The sequence below is a fragment of the Aeromonas sp. Marseille-Q5825 genome (assembly GCF_946892685.1).
GTDB lineage: Bacteria > Pseudomonadota > Gammaproteobacteria > Enterobacterales > Aeromonadaceae > Aeromonas > Aeromonas rivipollensis.
Window position 1 is genome coordinate 672,611 of sequence record NZ_CAMPOU010000001.1, and the last position, 14,031, is coordinate 686,641.

Sequence of the window (14,031 nt, forward strand, 5' to 3'; positions counted from 1 at the left end):
CGAGAGGTGCCGCTATGAGTGAAGGGGATCTGCTGGCCGTCTGGCTCACCCTGAAGCTGGCGGCCAGCACCACCGTCATACTGCTGCTGCTGTCGCCGCCGCTCGCCTGGTGGCTCTCCCGCAGCCAGCACCGGCTGCGGCCGCTGGTGGAGGCCCTGGTGGCGCTGCCCCTGGTGTTGCCGCCGACCGTGCTCGGTTTCTATTTGCTGCTCGCCTTCTCCCCCGAATATGGCCTCGGCGCCTGGTGGCGGGAGACCTTCGGGACAACCCTGGCCTTCAGCTTCCTCGGCCTGCTGTTTGCCTCCATCCTCTATTCGCTCCCCTTCGTGGTGCAGCCTCTTACCTCCGCCTTCGTCAACATGGGCAACAAGGAGCTCGAGGCCGCCGCCACCCTGGGGCTGGGGCCCCTCGAGCGCTTCTTTCAGATCATCTTGCCGATGACGCTGCCGAGCTTCGTGATGGCGGCGGCGCTGGGCTTTGCCCATACCCTGGGGGAGTTTGGCGTGGTGCTGATGATTGGCGGCAACATCCCGGGGGAGACCCAGGTGCTCTCCATCGCCCTCTTTGATCACGTGGAGGCCATGGATTATCAACATGCCCACTACTTGGCAGGCGGCCTGATGGGCTTCTCCCTGGTGATGCTGGTGCTGGTCTATGGCGTCTTGCAGCGCCGGCAGCGGAGGTTGTTCGGATGAGCCTGCACCTCAAGATCAGCCGTGCGTTCGGCTCCTTCACCCTGGCATGCGATCTGGCGCTGCCCCTTGGCGGCATTCTCGGCCTCTTTGGCCCCTCCGGCTGTGGCAAGAGCACCTTGCTGCGCATCATCGCCGGGCTGGACCGCGCCCCCTCGGACGTCTTGCACTGGCAGGGGCGTGATCTGGCGGCCCTACTGCCGGAGGCGCGCCGCATCGGGCTGGTGTTCCAGGACTCCCGCCTCTTCCCCCATCTGAGCGTGCTCGGCAACTTGCAGCTGGCGGCGGGCAAGGGGCGAGGGCGCTGGCAGCCCGAGGCGCTGGCGCTGCGGCTCGGCTTTGCCGATCTGCTGGAGCAGCCCGCCCACGCCCTCTCCGGCGGCCAGCGCCAGCGGGTGGCCCTGGGGCGGGCCCTGCTGGCGGAGCCCGATCTGCTGCTGCTCGATGAGCCCTTCTCGGCGCTCGACAGCCGCAGCCGCATCCATCAGGCCCATGTGCTCAAGGGATTGCAGCGTGAAAGCGGCATCCCCATGATCTTCGTGAGCCACGCCATGGAGGAGGTGAGCCTGCTGTGCGATCAGTTGGTGCTGCTGGCTGACGGCAGGCTGGAGGCGCAGGGCAGGCCGAGCGAGATCTTCGCCCGCACCGACCTCTCCTTGGCCAGTCGCGACGATGTGGGCGTCATGCTGACGGCGACCCTGGCCCATTACGACAACGATGAACAGATGGCGACCCTGCAACTCGGGGATCAGAGCCTGATGGTCACCATGGAGCATGCCCCCGACGAGACAGGGGAGTTGCAGATCAAGGTGGCGGGGCGGGATCTGGTGATCGCCACCGCTCCCATAGCGCACTCCAGCCTCTCCAACTGCCTCACGACCCGACTGCTCGAGGTGAGGGAGGTGAGGCCGGGGCAAACCCTGTTGCAGTTGGCGCTGGGGCAGCAGATACTGCTGGCCCGGATCACCAGCCGCTCCGCGAAACGGCTGGCGTTGGTGCCCGGGCAGCGCCTCTACGCCTACATCAAGGCGGTGAGCCTGGTGGGAGAGGGCTGAGGGGCGTGTCGCCACAGCATGGGCAGCAAGGCCGTCGGTGGCCGCTATCGAGTCGAGAGGGAGAGCACGGGTGCGTCGCAACCAGGTAATGAAATCCCATGGATTGGCCTTGCGCAGCGCGGGGGAGGGCCCTTTGCTGCTGTTGCTGCACGGCCTTGGCTCCTCCAGCCTCGACTGGCAGGCCCAGATCGAGCACTTCTCCCAGCACTACCGGGTGGTGGCGCTGGATCTGCGCGGCCACGGCCAGAGCATGCAGGAGGGCCCCTTCGACGTGCCCACCCTGGCGGCGGACGTGGCCCGCTGGCTCGAGGAGCAGCCGGAACCCGCCTGGGTGGTGGGGCTCTCGCTCGGGGCCATGGTGGCGCTGGAGCTGGCGCTGCGACTGCCCCACAAGGTGCGGGGGCTGGTGCTGGTCAACGGCTTCAGCGAGTTTCTGCTGGAGACGCCGAAAGAGCAGGAGCGCCATGCCATGCGCCTCAAGTGGTTGCGCTGGTTCGGCATGCGGCCGCTGGCCTGGTGGCTGGGGCGCGAGCTCTTCCCCGGCCCCGAGCTCGCTCCGGTGCGCCACACCTTCCGGCTGCGCTTCGTGCGCAGCAACAAGAAAAAGACTTATCGTGCGCTGCTGGAGGCGCTGCCCGGCTGGTCGGTGCGTGCCCGGCTCGGTAGCCTCTGGCAGCCGGTGGCCATCATCTCCACCAGTCACGACTACCTGCCGCTCGCCAAACGGGTGGAGCAGTTCGCCTCCCTGCCCAACGCCAGCATCCATACCCCGGAGGGCCATCACGCCTGGCCCGCGGAAGATCCCGCCGGGTTCAATCATCTGTTGCAACGGATCCTGGCGACTCACTGAGCCTGCATGGGCACAACAAAGCCGAACCCCTGGGTTCGGCTTTTTTGTGGGTGCGCTTTGCCACTCAGGGCTGGGAGCAGACCGGGCAGTCCGGGCGCTTGGGCAACTTCATCTCGCGAAAGCTGCCACCCAGGCCGTCGATCATCAGCAGGCGGCCGCTGTGGTTTTTGCCCATGCCGGCCAGCAGCTTGATGGCTTCCAGCGCCTGCAGGCTACCCACCAGGCCCACCACGGGGGCCAGCACCCCGGCCTCGACACAGGTCAGGGACTGCTCGCCAAACAGGGCGCTGAGGCAGGCGTAGCAGGGCTCGTCCGCCTGCCAGGTGAAGCTGCACAGCTGCCCCTCCAGCCGGATGGCGGCACCGGACACCAGCGGCACCCGATGCTGGCGGGCACGCTGGTTGAGCAGGTTGCGGATGGCGACGTTGTCGGTGCAGTCGAGCACCAGCTGGTGGCTGGGCAGCAGGGCATCGAGCAGCGCCTCGTCTGCGAGGAGGGCGTGAGTCTCCACCTCGAGCCAGGGATTGAGGGCCCGCAGTGCCAGGGCGGCGGAGTCCACCTTGTACATGCCGATGCGCTCGTCGGTGTGCAGCACCTGGCGCTGCAAGTTGGAGAGCTCCACCCGATCGAAATCCACCAGGGTGAGGTGGCCGACCCCGGCCACCGCCAGGTACTGGCTGGCGGCGCAGCCGAGTCCCCCGGCGCCTATCACCAGCACCCGCGCCTGCTTGAGCGCCTCCTGCCCCTCGAAATCGAAAGACTTGAGTACTATCTGACGGTTGTAGCGAAGGAGCTCGGCATCGCTCAGGATCTCGCTCACAGCAGCAGCCCCGAGAAGGGCTCGACGGTCACCGTCTCACCGGCGGCCACCTTGCCCCGCGCCTGCTCGAGGACTATGTAGCAGTTGGCCCGGGACAGGGAGCTGAAGACGCCGGAGTCCTGGGAGCCGGTGCTGCGCACCTCCAGGCCGTTCGGGCCAAGGCTCAGGATGCCGCGCTGGAAGTCCAGGCGCCCCGGCGCCTTCTTGAGGGTCTCGGCAGCCATGGCCTGCAACGGCAGGGGGCGCGCGAAGTGGTGGCCGGCCAGTTTGGCCAGCGCCGGTTGCACCAGCTGATCGAAGGTGACCATAGCGGAGACGGGGTTGCCCGGCAGGCCGAAGAACCAGGCGTTTGGCAGGCGGCCGAAGGCAAAGGGTTTGCCCGGCTTGATGGCGAGCTTCCAGAAGCCGATTTCGCCAAGCTCCTCCAGCAACTGCTTGGTGAAGTCTGCCTCCCCGACCGAGACGCCCCCTGTGGTGATCAGGGCATCGGCCTCGCGGTCGGCCTGGAGGAAGGCGGCGCGCAGGGCGGCCGGATCGTCGGGGATGATGCCAAGATCCAGGCACTCTATGCCCATGCGGGTCAGCATGGCCTTGACCCCGTAACGGTTGGAGTCATAGATGTCGCCATGGGCGAGGGGGGTTCCCAGGGGTTTGAGCTCGTCCCCTGTGCTGAAGATGGCCACCTTGAGGGGGCGGCGCACCGTCACCGTGGCGATGCCGAGCGATGCCAGCAGCGGCAGCTCCCGGGGGCTGAGGCGCAGGCCGCTGGCCAGCACCCGGGACCCTTCGGCCAGGTCCTCGCCGCGGCGGCGGATGTTCTGGCCAAGGAAGGGGGTCGTCAGAAAAGTGATCCCGTTGGCGCCCTCCCGCGTTTCTTCCTGCATCACCACCGCCTCCGTGCCCGCGGGCACAGGGGCGCCGGTCATGATGCGGATGCAGTGACCTGCCGGCCACTCCCCCTCATAGGGTTGGCCGGCGAAGGCCTTGCCCGCCACGGGGAGCGGGGCGCCGGCGGCGAGATCGGCAAGGCGCAGGGCATAGCCGTCCATGGCGGCGTTGTCGAAGGGGGGCACCGACAGGGGGGAGCTGATCTCCTCGGCCAGTATCCGATCCAGCGCCTGGGGCAGCGGCAACTGCTCCGTCTCGCAGCGGCAGCTCAGTTGTTCCAGCATCCCTTGCAGGGCCTTGTCCAAGGGGAGGAGTGCACCGGTATCGAATCCCATCATCATGACCTCTCTGGTGTATAGGGGGCGGATTATCCCAAAAATCCGCCCCCATGGGCAGGCGGATCGCGCAGGAAGGGGGGATAAAGCCGCTTTTGCCGCGATGACGAGGGCTGTCATCCCCTTGAATTACCTCCTTGTGGGTGGTGTGGCTGGGGGGCATGGGGAGTTGCCGGACCATTGACCCTATGCCCCCCGAACGGGGAGGGGGGGAGAGGGTAAAACGGGGCGGTTTGGCATAAAGTCGGGTAGCGGGCTTGAGTTAGTTTGAATTATGACAATAATCGCCCTGTAACATTGCGCCACGGCACCACGTCGATGGCCAGCACAGTCCCTGAGCGTGGGAGAGAAACAAGATGACGAGCTTTAGCCAGGAAGCCCTGTTGGTCAGGGCAGCGCTCGAGGCCGAGGGCCTGGAGACACCACTGGTGGCCAATGGGTTGAACGGCCAGCAGAAGAAGGAAAACATCGAAGGCCATATGCGCGCCATCATGGAGACGCTTGGGCTGGATCTGGCCGATGACAGTCTGGCCGAGACGCCGCACCGCATCGCCAAGATGTACGTGAACGAGATCTTTTCCGGCCTCGACTACGCCACCTTCCCCAAGGTGACGGTGATCGAGAACAAGATGAAGGTGGACGAGATGATCATGGTGCGGGACATCAGTCTCACCAGCACCTGTGAGCACCACTTCGTCACCATAGACGGGCTGGCCCACGTGGCCTACATCCCCCGTGGCAAGGTGATCGGGCTGTCGAAGATCAACCGCATAGTGCAGTTCTTCGCCCGCCGTCCCCAGGTGCAGGAGCGGCTCACCCAGCAGATACTGCTGGCGCTGCAGACCCTGCTCGGCACCAGGGACGTGGCCATCAGCATCAAGGCGACCCACTTCTGCGTGAAGGCTCGTGGGGTGATGGATTCGACCTCCTATACCACCACCACCTCCCTCGGCGGTGTCTTCAAGACCCAGCCAGACACCCGTGCCGAGTTTCTCGGTGGCCTGAAAGGCTAGTCACTCAGGGGCATGTCCCACCGACATGCCCCGACTTCTTCTTCCTCCTCTTCCCTCCCGTCTGCCCACCCCGGTTTATTTTCTGAAAAAATCCTAAAGGGATGCCCGCGTGCGCCGATACAGCTCACCGTGCCGCGAGATGGTCTGTTTGACACCCGTTTGGCCCCCTCGTCCGTGTCGATACGGATGAGATTTGAATGACTGCTATGGATGGCAGCTAGCGTGCTCGCGCCTCGAAGGGCCAGCGCCGACGAATGCCACTTGATGACCCATATGCAGGACATGCCATGAACACCATGACGATAGGCAAGAAACTCACCGCCGGCTTTGCCGTACTCGGCCTGATGATGGCCTTTATCGGCGGCTTTTCACTGTTTGAATTCAGCACCATGAACCGGGCCGCCACCGGGTTCACCGACAGCATACTGCCCGCCGTGGTGCGCACCAGCACCCTGGGGGAGACCATCAATGCGGTGCGCCGCTATGAGCTGGATGTCTTTCTGGTGGCGGACGATCCCCAGCAGCAGGCCCATTACCGCAATGAGAGCGAGAAGAGCCTGAGGGAGGCCGGGCAGCAGATAGCGGCCCACGATGCCACCATCTGGGCGGAGGATGTGGAGGAGCGCCGCACCTTCGACATCGTCAAGGCGGACTGGGAGAAATACCTCGGCCTGCACCAGCGCATCAGGCAGATGCAGGACGCCGGTCAGATGACCGAGGCCCAGCACCTCTTCATGGGGGAGGGGATCACCCTCTACACCAACCTGGCCAAGTCGGTTGGCGATCTGGTACGCATCAACCATGGCTATGCCGACGCCTCCCGCAAGGTGGTGGTGGGGGCGTATGACTCCGCCAAGCTGAGCGTCACCCTGGCCCTGCTGGTCGGTCTGGCGCTGGTGGTCTGCCTATCTGTGGTACTGACCCGCCAGATCCGCGACCCGCTCATCATGCTGGCCCGTCAGGCCCAGCGCATTGCGGGCGGCGATCTCGGCAAGGGGGAGCTGCAGGAATGGATCCGTGGCAGTCGCTTCAACCGCGACGAGCTGGGTCAGCTCGGCTCGGCCATCGACCGCATGCAGGGGGCGCTGGCGGACCTGGTGAGCGAGATAGCCGGCTCGGTGAGCCAGCTCAGCAGCGCTGTGGAGGAGGTGAGCGCCATCTCCGAGCAGTCCGCCAAGGGCATGGCCAGCCAGCAGAGCGAGGTGTCCCAGGTGGCCACCGCCATGAACGAGATGCAGTCCACCGTCAATGAGGTGGCCCGCAACACCACGGATGCCATGAGCGCGGCCAAGGATGCCTCCCGCACCTCGTCCCAGGGCAACCAGGTGGTGCGCAGCGCCATCGGCAGCATAGAGCAGGTATCTCAGCAGATAGAGCAGGCGGGTACTGTGGTGTCGCAGCTGGAAGCGGACAGCGCCAGCATCAGCATGGTGCTGGATGTCATTCGCGGCATCGCCGAGCAGACCAACCTGCTGGCACTCAACGCGGCCATAGAGGCGGCCCGGGCCGGCGAGCAGGGGCGTGGTTTTGCGGTCGTCGCGGACGAAGTGCGCTCCCTGGCCCAGCGTACCCAGGCCTCCACCGCCGAGATCAGCAAGATGATAGCGCTGCTGCAGGAGCGCACCGCCGAAGCGGGCAACGCCATGCAACTGAGCCGTCAGCAGATGCAGGAGAGCGTCGGGCTGGCACGGGAAGCGGGGGGCAGCATCGACAGCATCAACGGCGCCGTCACCCAGATCAGCGACATGAATACCCTGATCGCCACCGCCACCGAAGAGCAGAACGCGGTGACCGAGGAGCTCAACCGCAGCATAGTGAACATCCACAATGCCGCCGACGAGAACGCCCAGGGGGCGCAGCAGACCGCCCAGGCCTGTGTCGAGCTGAGCAAGCTGGCCAACAACCTGCACCATATGACCCAGCGCTTCACCCTCTAAGCCCATGGTCCATGGACAGCACAAGGCCCCGCCAATTGGCGGGGCCTTGTTGTTTCTGGCGTATTGCTTGGGGCTGACTATGTCGCCGTCAGCTCAGGCCCACTATCTCGCCGTTATCGTCGATGCCGATATGGCGGTTGGGGAGGGCAGGCTGCCGGTGCGGTTATCAGCTCAGACCCACCATCTCGCCGTCGTCGCCGATGTCGATATGACGCTCAGGGAAGGCAGGCTGCCAACAGGGTTCTTAGCTCAGTCCAATGATCTCGCCGTCGTCATCGATATCGATATGGCGATAAGCCGGCAGACTACCAAGGCCAGGCATTGTCATGATGGGGCCTGCCAGGGCATAGACGAAGCCGGCGCCGGCGCAGAGCTTCACCTCCTCGATGGGCACCTCGAAGTCCGTCGGTACTCCCTTGATGGCAGGATCATGGCTGATGGAGAGCGGCGTCTTGGCCACGCAGATGGGCAGGTGATCCCAACCCTCGGCCGAGAGCCGGGCCAACTGCTGGCGCGCCTTGTCCGAGAGCCGCACACCGCGCCCGCCGTAGCCGCACTCCACCAGGGTGGCGAGCTTGGCGCCGAGGCTCATCTCGTTTGGGTAGAGCAGCTTCACCTTGCTGGGTTGCTCGCAGGCGGCGACCACGGCCCGGGCCAGTTCGCTGGTGCCCGCGCCCCCCTCGGTGAAGGCGTGGGAGATGGCGGCGTCACAGGCGCCGGCGGTCAGTGCCTCGCGAGCCAGCAGATCCAGCTCGGCCTGGCTGTCGCTCGGGAAGCGGTTGATGGCGACCACCACGGGCACCCCATAACGGCGGGCGTTGCGGATATGCCAGGCGAGGTTGGCGCAGCCCTGCATGAGGGTGGGCAGATCTTCCCCCTGGAGGCTCGCCGGCAGCGGCTGGCCCGGGCGAATGTCGAGCAGGCCGCTGTTGGCCTTGAGACCGCGCACCGTGGCCACCAGCACCACGCAGGCGGGGGTGATGCCGGACTGGCGGCTCTTGATGTTGAAGAACTTCTCCAGCCCCATGTCGGAGCCAAAGCCCGCCTCGGTCACCACATAGTCGGTGAGGCCCAGGGCGATGCGATCGGCGATGACGGAGGAGTTGCCGTGGGCGATGTTGGCGAAGGGGCCGGCGTGCACCAGCACCGGGGTCTGCTCCGTGGTCTGCATCAGGGTCGGTTGCAGGGCGTCTTTGAGCAGCACCGTCATGGCGCCCGCCACCTCCAGCTGCTCGGCGGTGATGGGGTTGCCGCGGATGTCCAGCGCCAGCTGGATGCGGCCTATGCGCGCGCGCAAGTCTTTCAGATCGCTTGCCAGCGCCAGGATGGCCATCAGCTCGGAGGCGGCGGTGATGACGAAGCGGTCGGCACGCTCCACCCCGTCGGCGGGGCCGCCCTGGCCTAGGGTGAGGTGGCGCAGGGCGCGGTCATTCATGTCCAGAGTGCGCGGCCAGAGGATGTTGGCCGGGTCTATCTCGAGGCGCGAGAGGCCGGTTCTGGCGCTGAACTGCTCGCCCAGTTTCTGCTCGTGGAACAGACGGGCATCCAGGGCCGCCGCCGCCAGATTATGGGCGGCGCAGAGGGCATGAAAGTCCCCGGTGAGGTGCAGGTTCATCTCCTCCATGGGCACCACCTGGGCATGTCCGCCGCCGGCGGCGCCCCCCTTGACCCCGAACACCGGCCCGAGACTCGGCTGGCGTATGGTGGCTATGCTGGGCTGGCCTATGTGGTTGAGGCCCATGGAGAGGCCGAGGGTGGTGACCGTCTTGCCCTCGCCAAGGGGCGTCGGGGTAATGGCGCTCACCAGCACCAGTTGACCTGCCTGCCTGGGCCGGGACTTGAGCAGCTCGAGACTGAGTTTGCCCTTGTGGTGGCCCTGGGGGCTGAGCTGGTGGGGTTGGATGGCGAGGCGTTCGGCCAGCGCCTGAATGGAGAGACGGGGGGACTGGCGGGAGATCTCGATATCGCTTAGCATCAGCACCTCGTTGGCATGTCAGGTCAAAGATGCGGCGAAGTCTAGAGGAATCAATAAGGTTATCCAATGAGTAATACTATTTTATCCGGCAGTCGTGAGCCCCATCAAAGCCCCATACTGCTGGACCTCAATGCCCTCTACCATCCTCCCAAGCAGCCGCTCACCGCCCTTGGCATCGTCAGCGCCTTGGTCCCGCTGTTCGGCTACGGCTGGCAGGCGATGACCCAGGATCCCGAGACTCACTTTCGCCAGGAGCTCGCCAAGCGCATCAACAAGCGCAAGACGGACGAGGCCAACCTCACGCTGATCCTGCAACTGGCGGCCATGCTCGATTGCCACTGTCTGCACATCACCCTGCCCTATGCGCTTGGCGAGGAGCAGCTCGCCACCCTGGCGCGGCGCCTGCCGCACTGGCAGCTGACTTTGCGCGATCTGCTGCTGGTGGCCGAGCTGCCACTGCCGGCCGGCCCAGCGCGCTAGTTCACACCTCCCTGTCCCAGTAGTGGGGGGCCAGGTAGCGCTCCTGCACGAACTCGATGAAGCAGCGCACCTTGGCCGAGACGAAACGGCGGTGCGGATAGAGGGCATAGAGCCCCACCTGTCCCTTCTCCCATTCCGGCAACAGGGGCACCAAGGCGCCTGAGCGCAGCGCATCCCCGACGATGAAGGTGGGTTGCAATATGATGCCCTGGTGGTCGCAGGCGGCCCGGGTCAGGGCCACCCCGTTGTTGGCGCGAAGGGGCCCTTGCGGACGCACGCTTTGCTGCTCACCATCCCGTTTGAAGACCCAGTCCGGCTGGGTCAGGGTATAGATGAGGCAGTCGTGCTGCTTGAGATCCTCCGGGGTCTTTGGGGTGCCCCTGCGGGCCAGATAGTCGGGGCTGGCACACACCACCAGCTTCATGGTGGCCAGCGGCTTGGCCACCAGGGAGGAGTCCGGCAGGTTGCCGATCCGCAGCGCCAGATCGAATCCCTCCTCCACCAGGGCCACCCGCCGGTCGCTGTACTCTATCTCCAGCTTGAGCTCGGGAAAGCGCGTCCGAAACAGCGGCAGGGCGGGGGAGAGATGCAGGTAGCCAAAGTCCATGGGCACCGAGAGCTTGAGGGTGCCCTGGGGCTGCTGGTTGTTGTGGGTGAGCTGGCTGTGGGTCTCTTCCAGCTCCGCCAGCAGGGCCAGGGAGCGCTGGTAGTAGAACTGGCCCGCCTCTGTGGGGTTGACCTGGCGGGTGGTGCGTGACAGCAGTCGGGTCGACAATGACTCCTCGAGCTGCTGCATCAGCTTGGAGGTCATGGCGACCGAGATGCCGAGCTGATGGGCGGCCTTGGTAAAGCTCTGGCACTCCACCACCTTGATGAAGGTGCGCATGGCGGCTATCTGATCCATATTCCACTCTCGGTTGATAATTATTTTAATAAATCGATGATTATCCATTCCTGCTCGGAGGTTAGCATGTCGGATATCGATGTGAACCCCCCAATGAAGGAACGATCGGAATGAAAATGACCAAGGCCCTGCTGGCTTCCTGCCTGTTTATGGCGGCTCCCCTGATGGCGGCCGACTACGATGTCGATGCGGCTCACACCACAGTCCAGTTCAAGGTGGGCCACCTCGGCTTCTCCGAGCTGGTCGGCCGGTTCAACACCTTCAGCGGCACCTTCAGCATGGACGATGCCAATCCGACCGCCGCCAAGGCGAGCTTCGAAATCGACGCCGCCAGCGTGGACTCCAACCACGAGGCCCGCGACAAGCACCTGCGCAGTCCCGATTTCCTGGACGTCAAGCAGTACCCCAAGATGACCTTCGTCAGCTCCGGCTATGAAGGCACCAAGGACAAGGGCGTGCTCAAGGGCACCCTGACCCTGCACGGCGTCTCCAAGGACGTGGCCTTCGACATGGTCCACATCGGCGAAGGCAAGGATCCCTGGGGCGGCTACCGCAGCGGCTTCAACGCCACCACCACCATCAAGCGCAGCGACTTTGGCGTGAACTACATGCTGCCGGGCATTCCGGATGAGATGAGCATCAACCTGTTCGTCGAAGGCGTGCGCAAGTAATGGGCGCAGCACTCTTGCTACAAACCCTGGCGGCTCCTTTAGGGGCCGCTTTGCTGTCATGGCGCTGGCCGCGACTGGGGTATCTGTGGGGGGCGCTCGCGCTCTGGCTGGTGGGCTGCCTGCTGGGCGGCGCCTATGGCCTGCCGGTCAAGGCGTGGCAGTGGCTGCCGCTGTGCCTGCTGGTGCCCGCCGTGGCGCTGCAACTGGCAGACAAGGGCATAGCCCTGGCACTGTTCGCCGGGCTCGGTGCCCTGGTGTGGTGGCAGGGGCTGGCCTCGGTGCTCGACATCGAGCCGCGCATCTGGCTGGCCCTCTTGCCCGCCATCGCCTGGTTCGGCTGGACGGGCTGGCGCGGTGACAGCGAGGAGGGGCTGGGCTTTACCCTGGGCTTCATCTGGTTGGCGCTGGTCATCGGCATCGATGGCAGCCTGCTGATCGCCCAGCTGGCGGGCGCCCTGGCCGCCTTCGCCGGTTTCCGTGCCCTGCTCGGTGCCTTTGCGGGCATCAAGGTGACTCCGGCCGCCCTGGCGCTGGCGCTGGCCTTCGTGCAGATGCTGGCCTGGCAATATGTGGAAGTGCCGCTGCTGGTGCTGCTGCCGGTCTGGTTGCTGCCGCTCTTGGAGTGGGCCCTGCGCAAGCGCCCGGGGTTGTCTCGTTGGGGTCTGCTGATCCTGGTCGGGGCAATTGGTGCTGGTTTGAGTCTGTGGTGGGTCTGGCCAGAGGCATCACTTTATTAATTTCTGCATGAAAAACAGACTATTACCTTATAAATTGATGGGTTAGTCAAAGTCTGCACAGATAAAGATTGAGCCCCATGGTGCTTTCAGATAAAAAGGATTTTCAATTATCTGGACACACACAGAACCCGGCTATGCCGGGTTCTGTTTGCCTGCTTTCTCGCGGCACGCTAAGGAGGCCACAGTTGCGCAGTCAGGGATCTGAGCATCTGTTTTTTCGCCATTTCACCGAGCAGGGACGCCTCGGGGATCTCTGCATTCTGCTGGTGACCCACCTGCTCCCGGACCGACCCCATTTCATCCAGGTGCTCGACCGGGTGGGGCGGGTCGGCGCCATACTGCCCAAACCCAAGTCCGTGCACGGACCTACCCTGGCCTGGGCCCAGCAGCACTACCCAGTGCTGCCCCTCAATCGCCACTGGACCTCGGATCCCGAGGGCGTCATTGCCCAGATAGCCCCCCTGGTGGCACCCCACGAGCGGCTCATCATTCTGGACATAGGCGGCTACTTCGCCAAGACCCAGGCGGTACTCTCTGAACACTTCGGCGAGCGCTTTCTCGGGGTGGTGGAGATGACAGAGAACGGCCATCAGCGCTACGAACAGGAGCTGCTGGCCGCCCCCGTGATCTCGGTGGCGCGCAGCCCCCTCAAGCAGGCGGAAGACATCCAGATCGGCCTGAGTGTGGTCTACTCCGCCGAGTCTCTGGCGCGCACCCTGAGGCGTACCTTCAACGTCTGCCAGGCCGCCTTGTTTGGCTATGGCAAGGTGGGGCGCAGCATCGCCCGCGAGCTGCGCTGCCGCAACCTGCACCTGGAGCTGGTGGAGACGGATGCCCTGCGCCAGGTGGAGGCGCTCTCCCACGGCTTCAAGCTGGTGAACAAGGCCGAAGCCCTCGGCCGCGCCGAGCTGGTGATCTGCTGCACCGGCAACGGGGCCCTGGATATCGCCGACTTGCAGGCGCTGCGCCCCGGCGCCATGGTGGCCTCTGTCACCTCGGCGGACGACGAGTTCGCCTTCTGCCTCTCCCAGCTGCCCTGGCCGAGCGAGGAGGTGTGCCCCCATGTGCTGGCGCTCACGCGCCCGGATGGCAGCACCATCTTCCTGCTCAATCGCGGCGAGGCGGTGAACTTCGTCCACGGCGCCGTCATCGGCGAGTACGTCTATCTGGTGCTGGCTGAGATCATCGAAGGGGTGCACCAGCTGGCCGGGCAGAGTCCTGCCCCCGGCCTGCTCGAGCTGCCCCAGGCCACCATGCAGACCATAGCCCGCCACTGGTTAACCGATTTTCATGGAGTCATCGCATGACAGAACCACAGACCCCGGTCAGCAAGCCGCGCATCGAGATCCGCTACTGCACCCTCTGCCGCTGGATGCTGCGCGCCGCCTGGCTGGCCCAGGAGCTGCTCTCCACCTTCGACAGCGATCTCGGCGAGGTGGCGCTGGTGCCCGCCAGCAAGGGGGAGTTTCGCATCCTGGTCAACGGGATACAGGTGTGGGACAGGGTGGCCGACGAAGGCTTCCCCGAGGCCAAAGAGATCAAGCAGCGGGTGCGCGACATCATAGCCCCGGAGCGCGATCTTGGTCACGCCGATCGCAAGCCTGCCACCGAGTAGGCCGGGGACAAGGGGTTGAACGAGAGAGGGAGGCGCAGGCCTCCCTCTCTTTTTTTGCC

At 65.1% G+C, this 14,031-nt stretch carries 14 protein-coding genes; 10 read left to right on the plus strand and 4 right to left on the minus strand.

Annotated features, from left to right (window positions below):
* The first annotated feature begins 14 nt into the window (after positions 1–14).
* The 3 genes from modB to OC537_RS03210 all read left to right on the plus strand — a co-directional run bounded on the left by modB (position 15) and on the right by OC537_RS03210 (position 2,597).
* Positions 15–695: a molybdate ABC transporter permease subunit gene (modB, locus tag OC537_RS03200; protein ID WP_106887331.1), complete on the plus strand. Its 681-nt coding sequence runs from the start codon at positions 15–17 to the stop codon at positions 693–695.
* On the plus strand, positions 692–1,747 hold the full coding sequence (gene modC, locus OC537_RS03205; RefSeq protein ID WP_262109296.1) for a molybdenum ABC transporter ATP-binding protein: 1,056 nt from the start codon (positions 692–694) through the stop codon (positions 1,745–1,747). Before modB ends, modC begins: the two co-directional genes overlap by 4 nt.
* A gap of 70 nt (positions 1,748–1,817) precedes the next feature.
* A complete protein-coding gene (locus OC537_RS03210; RefSeq protein ID WP_167402274.1) occupies positions 1,818–2,597 on the plus strand; it encodes an alpha/beta fold hydrolase in 780 nt (259 codons plus the stop codon).
* 64 nt (positions 2,598–2,661) lie between these two features.
* On the opposite strand, the gene moeB is transcribed toward OC537_RS03210, so the two are convergent.
* Positions 2,662–3,417 (minus strand): molybdopterin-synthase adenylyltransferase MoeB, encoded by a 756-nt coding sequence (moeB, locus tag OC537_RS03215; RefSeq protein ID WP_262109304.1) that lies wholly within the window; start codon positions 3,415–3,417, stop codon positions 2,662–2,664.
* Positions 3,414–4,640 carry a molybdopterin molybdotransferase MoeA gene (moeA, locus tag OC537_RS03220; RefSeq protein WP_316044146.1) on the minus strand — a complete coding sequence of 409 codons (1,227 nt, stop codon included), beginning with the start codon at positions 4,638–4,640 and terminating at the stop codon, positions 3,414–3,416. Before moeA ends, moeB begins: the two co-directional genes overlap by 4 nt.
* A 356-nt stretch (positions 4,641–4,996) precedes the next feature.
* Here moeA and folE point away from each other — a divergent pair, with 356 nt between their 5' ends.
* Positions 4,997–5,653 carry a GTP cyclohydrolase I FolE gene (gene folE / locus OC537_RS03225; RefSeq protein WP_106887327.1) on the plus strand — a complete coding sequence of 219 codons (657 nt, stop codon included), beginning with the start codon at positions 4,997–4,999 and terminating at the stop codon, positions 5,651–5,653.
* Positions 5,654–5,940: 287 nt separating this feature from the next.
* On the plus strand, positions 5,941–7,590 hold the full coding sequence (locus OC537_RS03230) for a methyl-accepting chemotaxis protein (RefSeq protein WP_262109309.1): 1,650 nt from the start codon (positions 5,941–5,943) through the stop codon (positions 7,588–7,590).
* Between the two features lie 244 nt (positions 7,591–7,834).
* Here the strand turns inward: OC537_RS03230 and OC537_RS03235 are convergent, their stop codons facing one another.
* Positions 7,835–9,565, minus strand: a complete 1,731-nt coding sequence (locus tag OC537_RS03235; RefSeq protein ID WP_262109311.1) for a formate--tetrahydrofolate ligase — start codon at positions 9,563–9,565, stop codon at positions 7,835–7,837.
* A gap of 66 nt (positions 9,566–9,631) precedes the next feature.
* Here OC537_RS03235 and OC537_RS03240 point away from each other — a divergent pair, with 66 nt between their 5' ends.
* On the plus strand, positions 9,632–10,045 hold the full coding sequence (locus OC537_RS03240) for a hypothetical protein (protein ID WP_262109313.1): 414 nt from the start codon (positions 9,632–9,634) through the stop codon (positions 10,043–10,045).
* A gap of 1 nt (position 10,046) precedes the next feature.
* Here the strand turns inward: OC537_RS03240 and OC537_RS03245 are convergent, their stop codons facing one another.
* A complete protein-coding gene (locus OC537_RS03245; RefSeq protein WP_262109316.1) occupies positions 10,047–10,949 on the minus strand; it encodes a LysR family transcriptional regulator in 903 nt (300 codons plus the stop codon).
* Between the two features lie 110 nt (positions 10,950–11,059).
* Here OC537_RS03245 and OC537_RS03250 point away from each other — a divergent pair, with 110 nt between their 5' ends.
* The 4 genes from OC537_RS03250 to OC537_RS03265 all read left to right on the plus strand — a co-directional run bounded on the left by OC537_RS03250 (position 11,060) and on the right by OC537_RS03265 (position 13,972).
* Positions 11,060–11,620 carry a YceI family protein gene (locus OC537_RS03250; protein ID WP_025326429.1) on the plus strand — a complete coding sequence of 187 codons (561 nt, stop codon included), beginning with the start codon at positions 11,060–11,062 and terminating at the stop codon, positions 11,618–11,620.
* The gene (locus OC537_RS03255; RefSeq protein WP_262109319.1) at positions 11,620–12,357 is read left to right on the plus strand and encodes a hypothetical protein; all 738 of its coding nucleotides are present in this window, start codon (positions 11,620–11,622) and stop codon (positions 12,355–12,357) included. Before OC537_RS03250 ends, OC537_RS03255 begins: the two co-directional genes overlap by 1 nt.
* A 185-nt stretch (positions 12,358–12,542) precedes the next feature.
* Positions 12,543–13,664: an adenosylhomocysteinase gene (locus OC537_RS03260; RefSeq protein ID WP_262109321.1), complete on the plus strand. Its 1,122-nt coding sequence runs from the start codon at positions 12,543–12,545 to the stop codon at positions 13,662–13,664.
* The gene (locus OC537_RS03265; RefSeq protein WP_234691847.1) at positions 13,661–13,972 is read left to right on the plus strand and encodes a SelT/SelW/SelH family protein; all 312 of its coding nucleotides are present in this window, start codon (positions 13,661–13,663) and stop codon (positions 13,970–13,972) included. Before OC537_RS03260 ends, OC537_RS03265 begins: the two co-directional genes overlap by 4 nt.
* Positions 13,973–14,031: the final 59 nt, after the last annotated feature.

Bases quoted from the DNA above. Each gene is read 5' to 3' on its own strand.
- modB (WP_106887331.1), top strand. From the start codon at position 15: ATGAGTGAAGGGGATCTGCTGGCCGTCTGGCTCACCCTGAAGCTGGCG.
- modC (WP_262109296.1), top strand. From the start codon at position 692: ATGAGCCTGCACCTCAAGATCAGCCGTGCGTTCGGCTCCTTCACCCTG.
- moeA (WP_316044146.1), bottom strand. From the start codon at position 4,640: ATGGGATTCGATACCGGTGCACTCCTCCCCTTGGACAAGGCCCTGCAA.
- folE (WP_106887327.1), top strand. From the start codon at position 4,997: ATGACGAGCTTTAGCCAGGAAGCCCTGTTGGTCAGGGCAGCGCTCGAG.
- OC537_RS03230 (WP_262109309.1), top strand. From the start codon at position 5,941: ATGAACACCATGACGATAGGCAAGAAACTCACCGCCGGCTTTGCCGTA.
- OC537_RS03235 (WP_262109311.1), bottom strand. From the start codon at position 9,565: ATGCTAAGCGATATCGAGATCTCCCGCCAGTCCCCCCGTCTCTCCATT.
- OC537_RS03240 (WP_262109313.1), top strand. From the start codon at position 9,632: ATGAGTAATACTATTTTATCCGGCAGTCGTGAGCCCCATCAAAGCCCC.
- OC537_RS03245 (WP_262109316.1), bottom strand. From the start codon at position 10,949: ATGGATCAGATAGCCGCCATGCGCACCTTCATCAAGGTGGTGGAGTGC.
- OC537_RS03250 (WP_025326429.1), top strand. From the start codon at position 11,060: ATGAAAATGACCAAGGCCCTGCTGGCTTCCTGCCTGTTTATGGCGGCT.
- OC537_RS03255 (WP_262109319.1), top strand. From the start codon at position 11,620: ATGGGCGCAGCACTCTTGCTACAAACCCTGGCGGCTCCTTTAGGGGCC.
- OC537_RS03265 (WP_234691847.1), top strand. From the start codon at position 13,661: ATGACAGAACCACAGACCCCGGTCAGCAAGCCGCGCATCGAGATCCGC.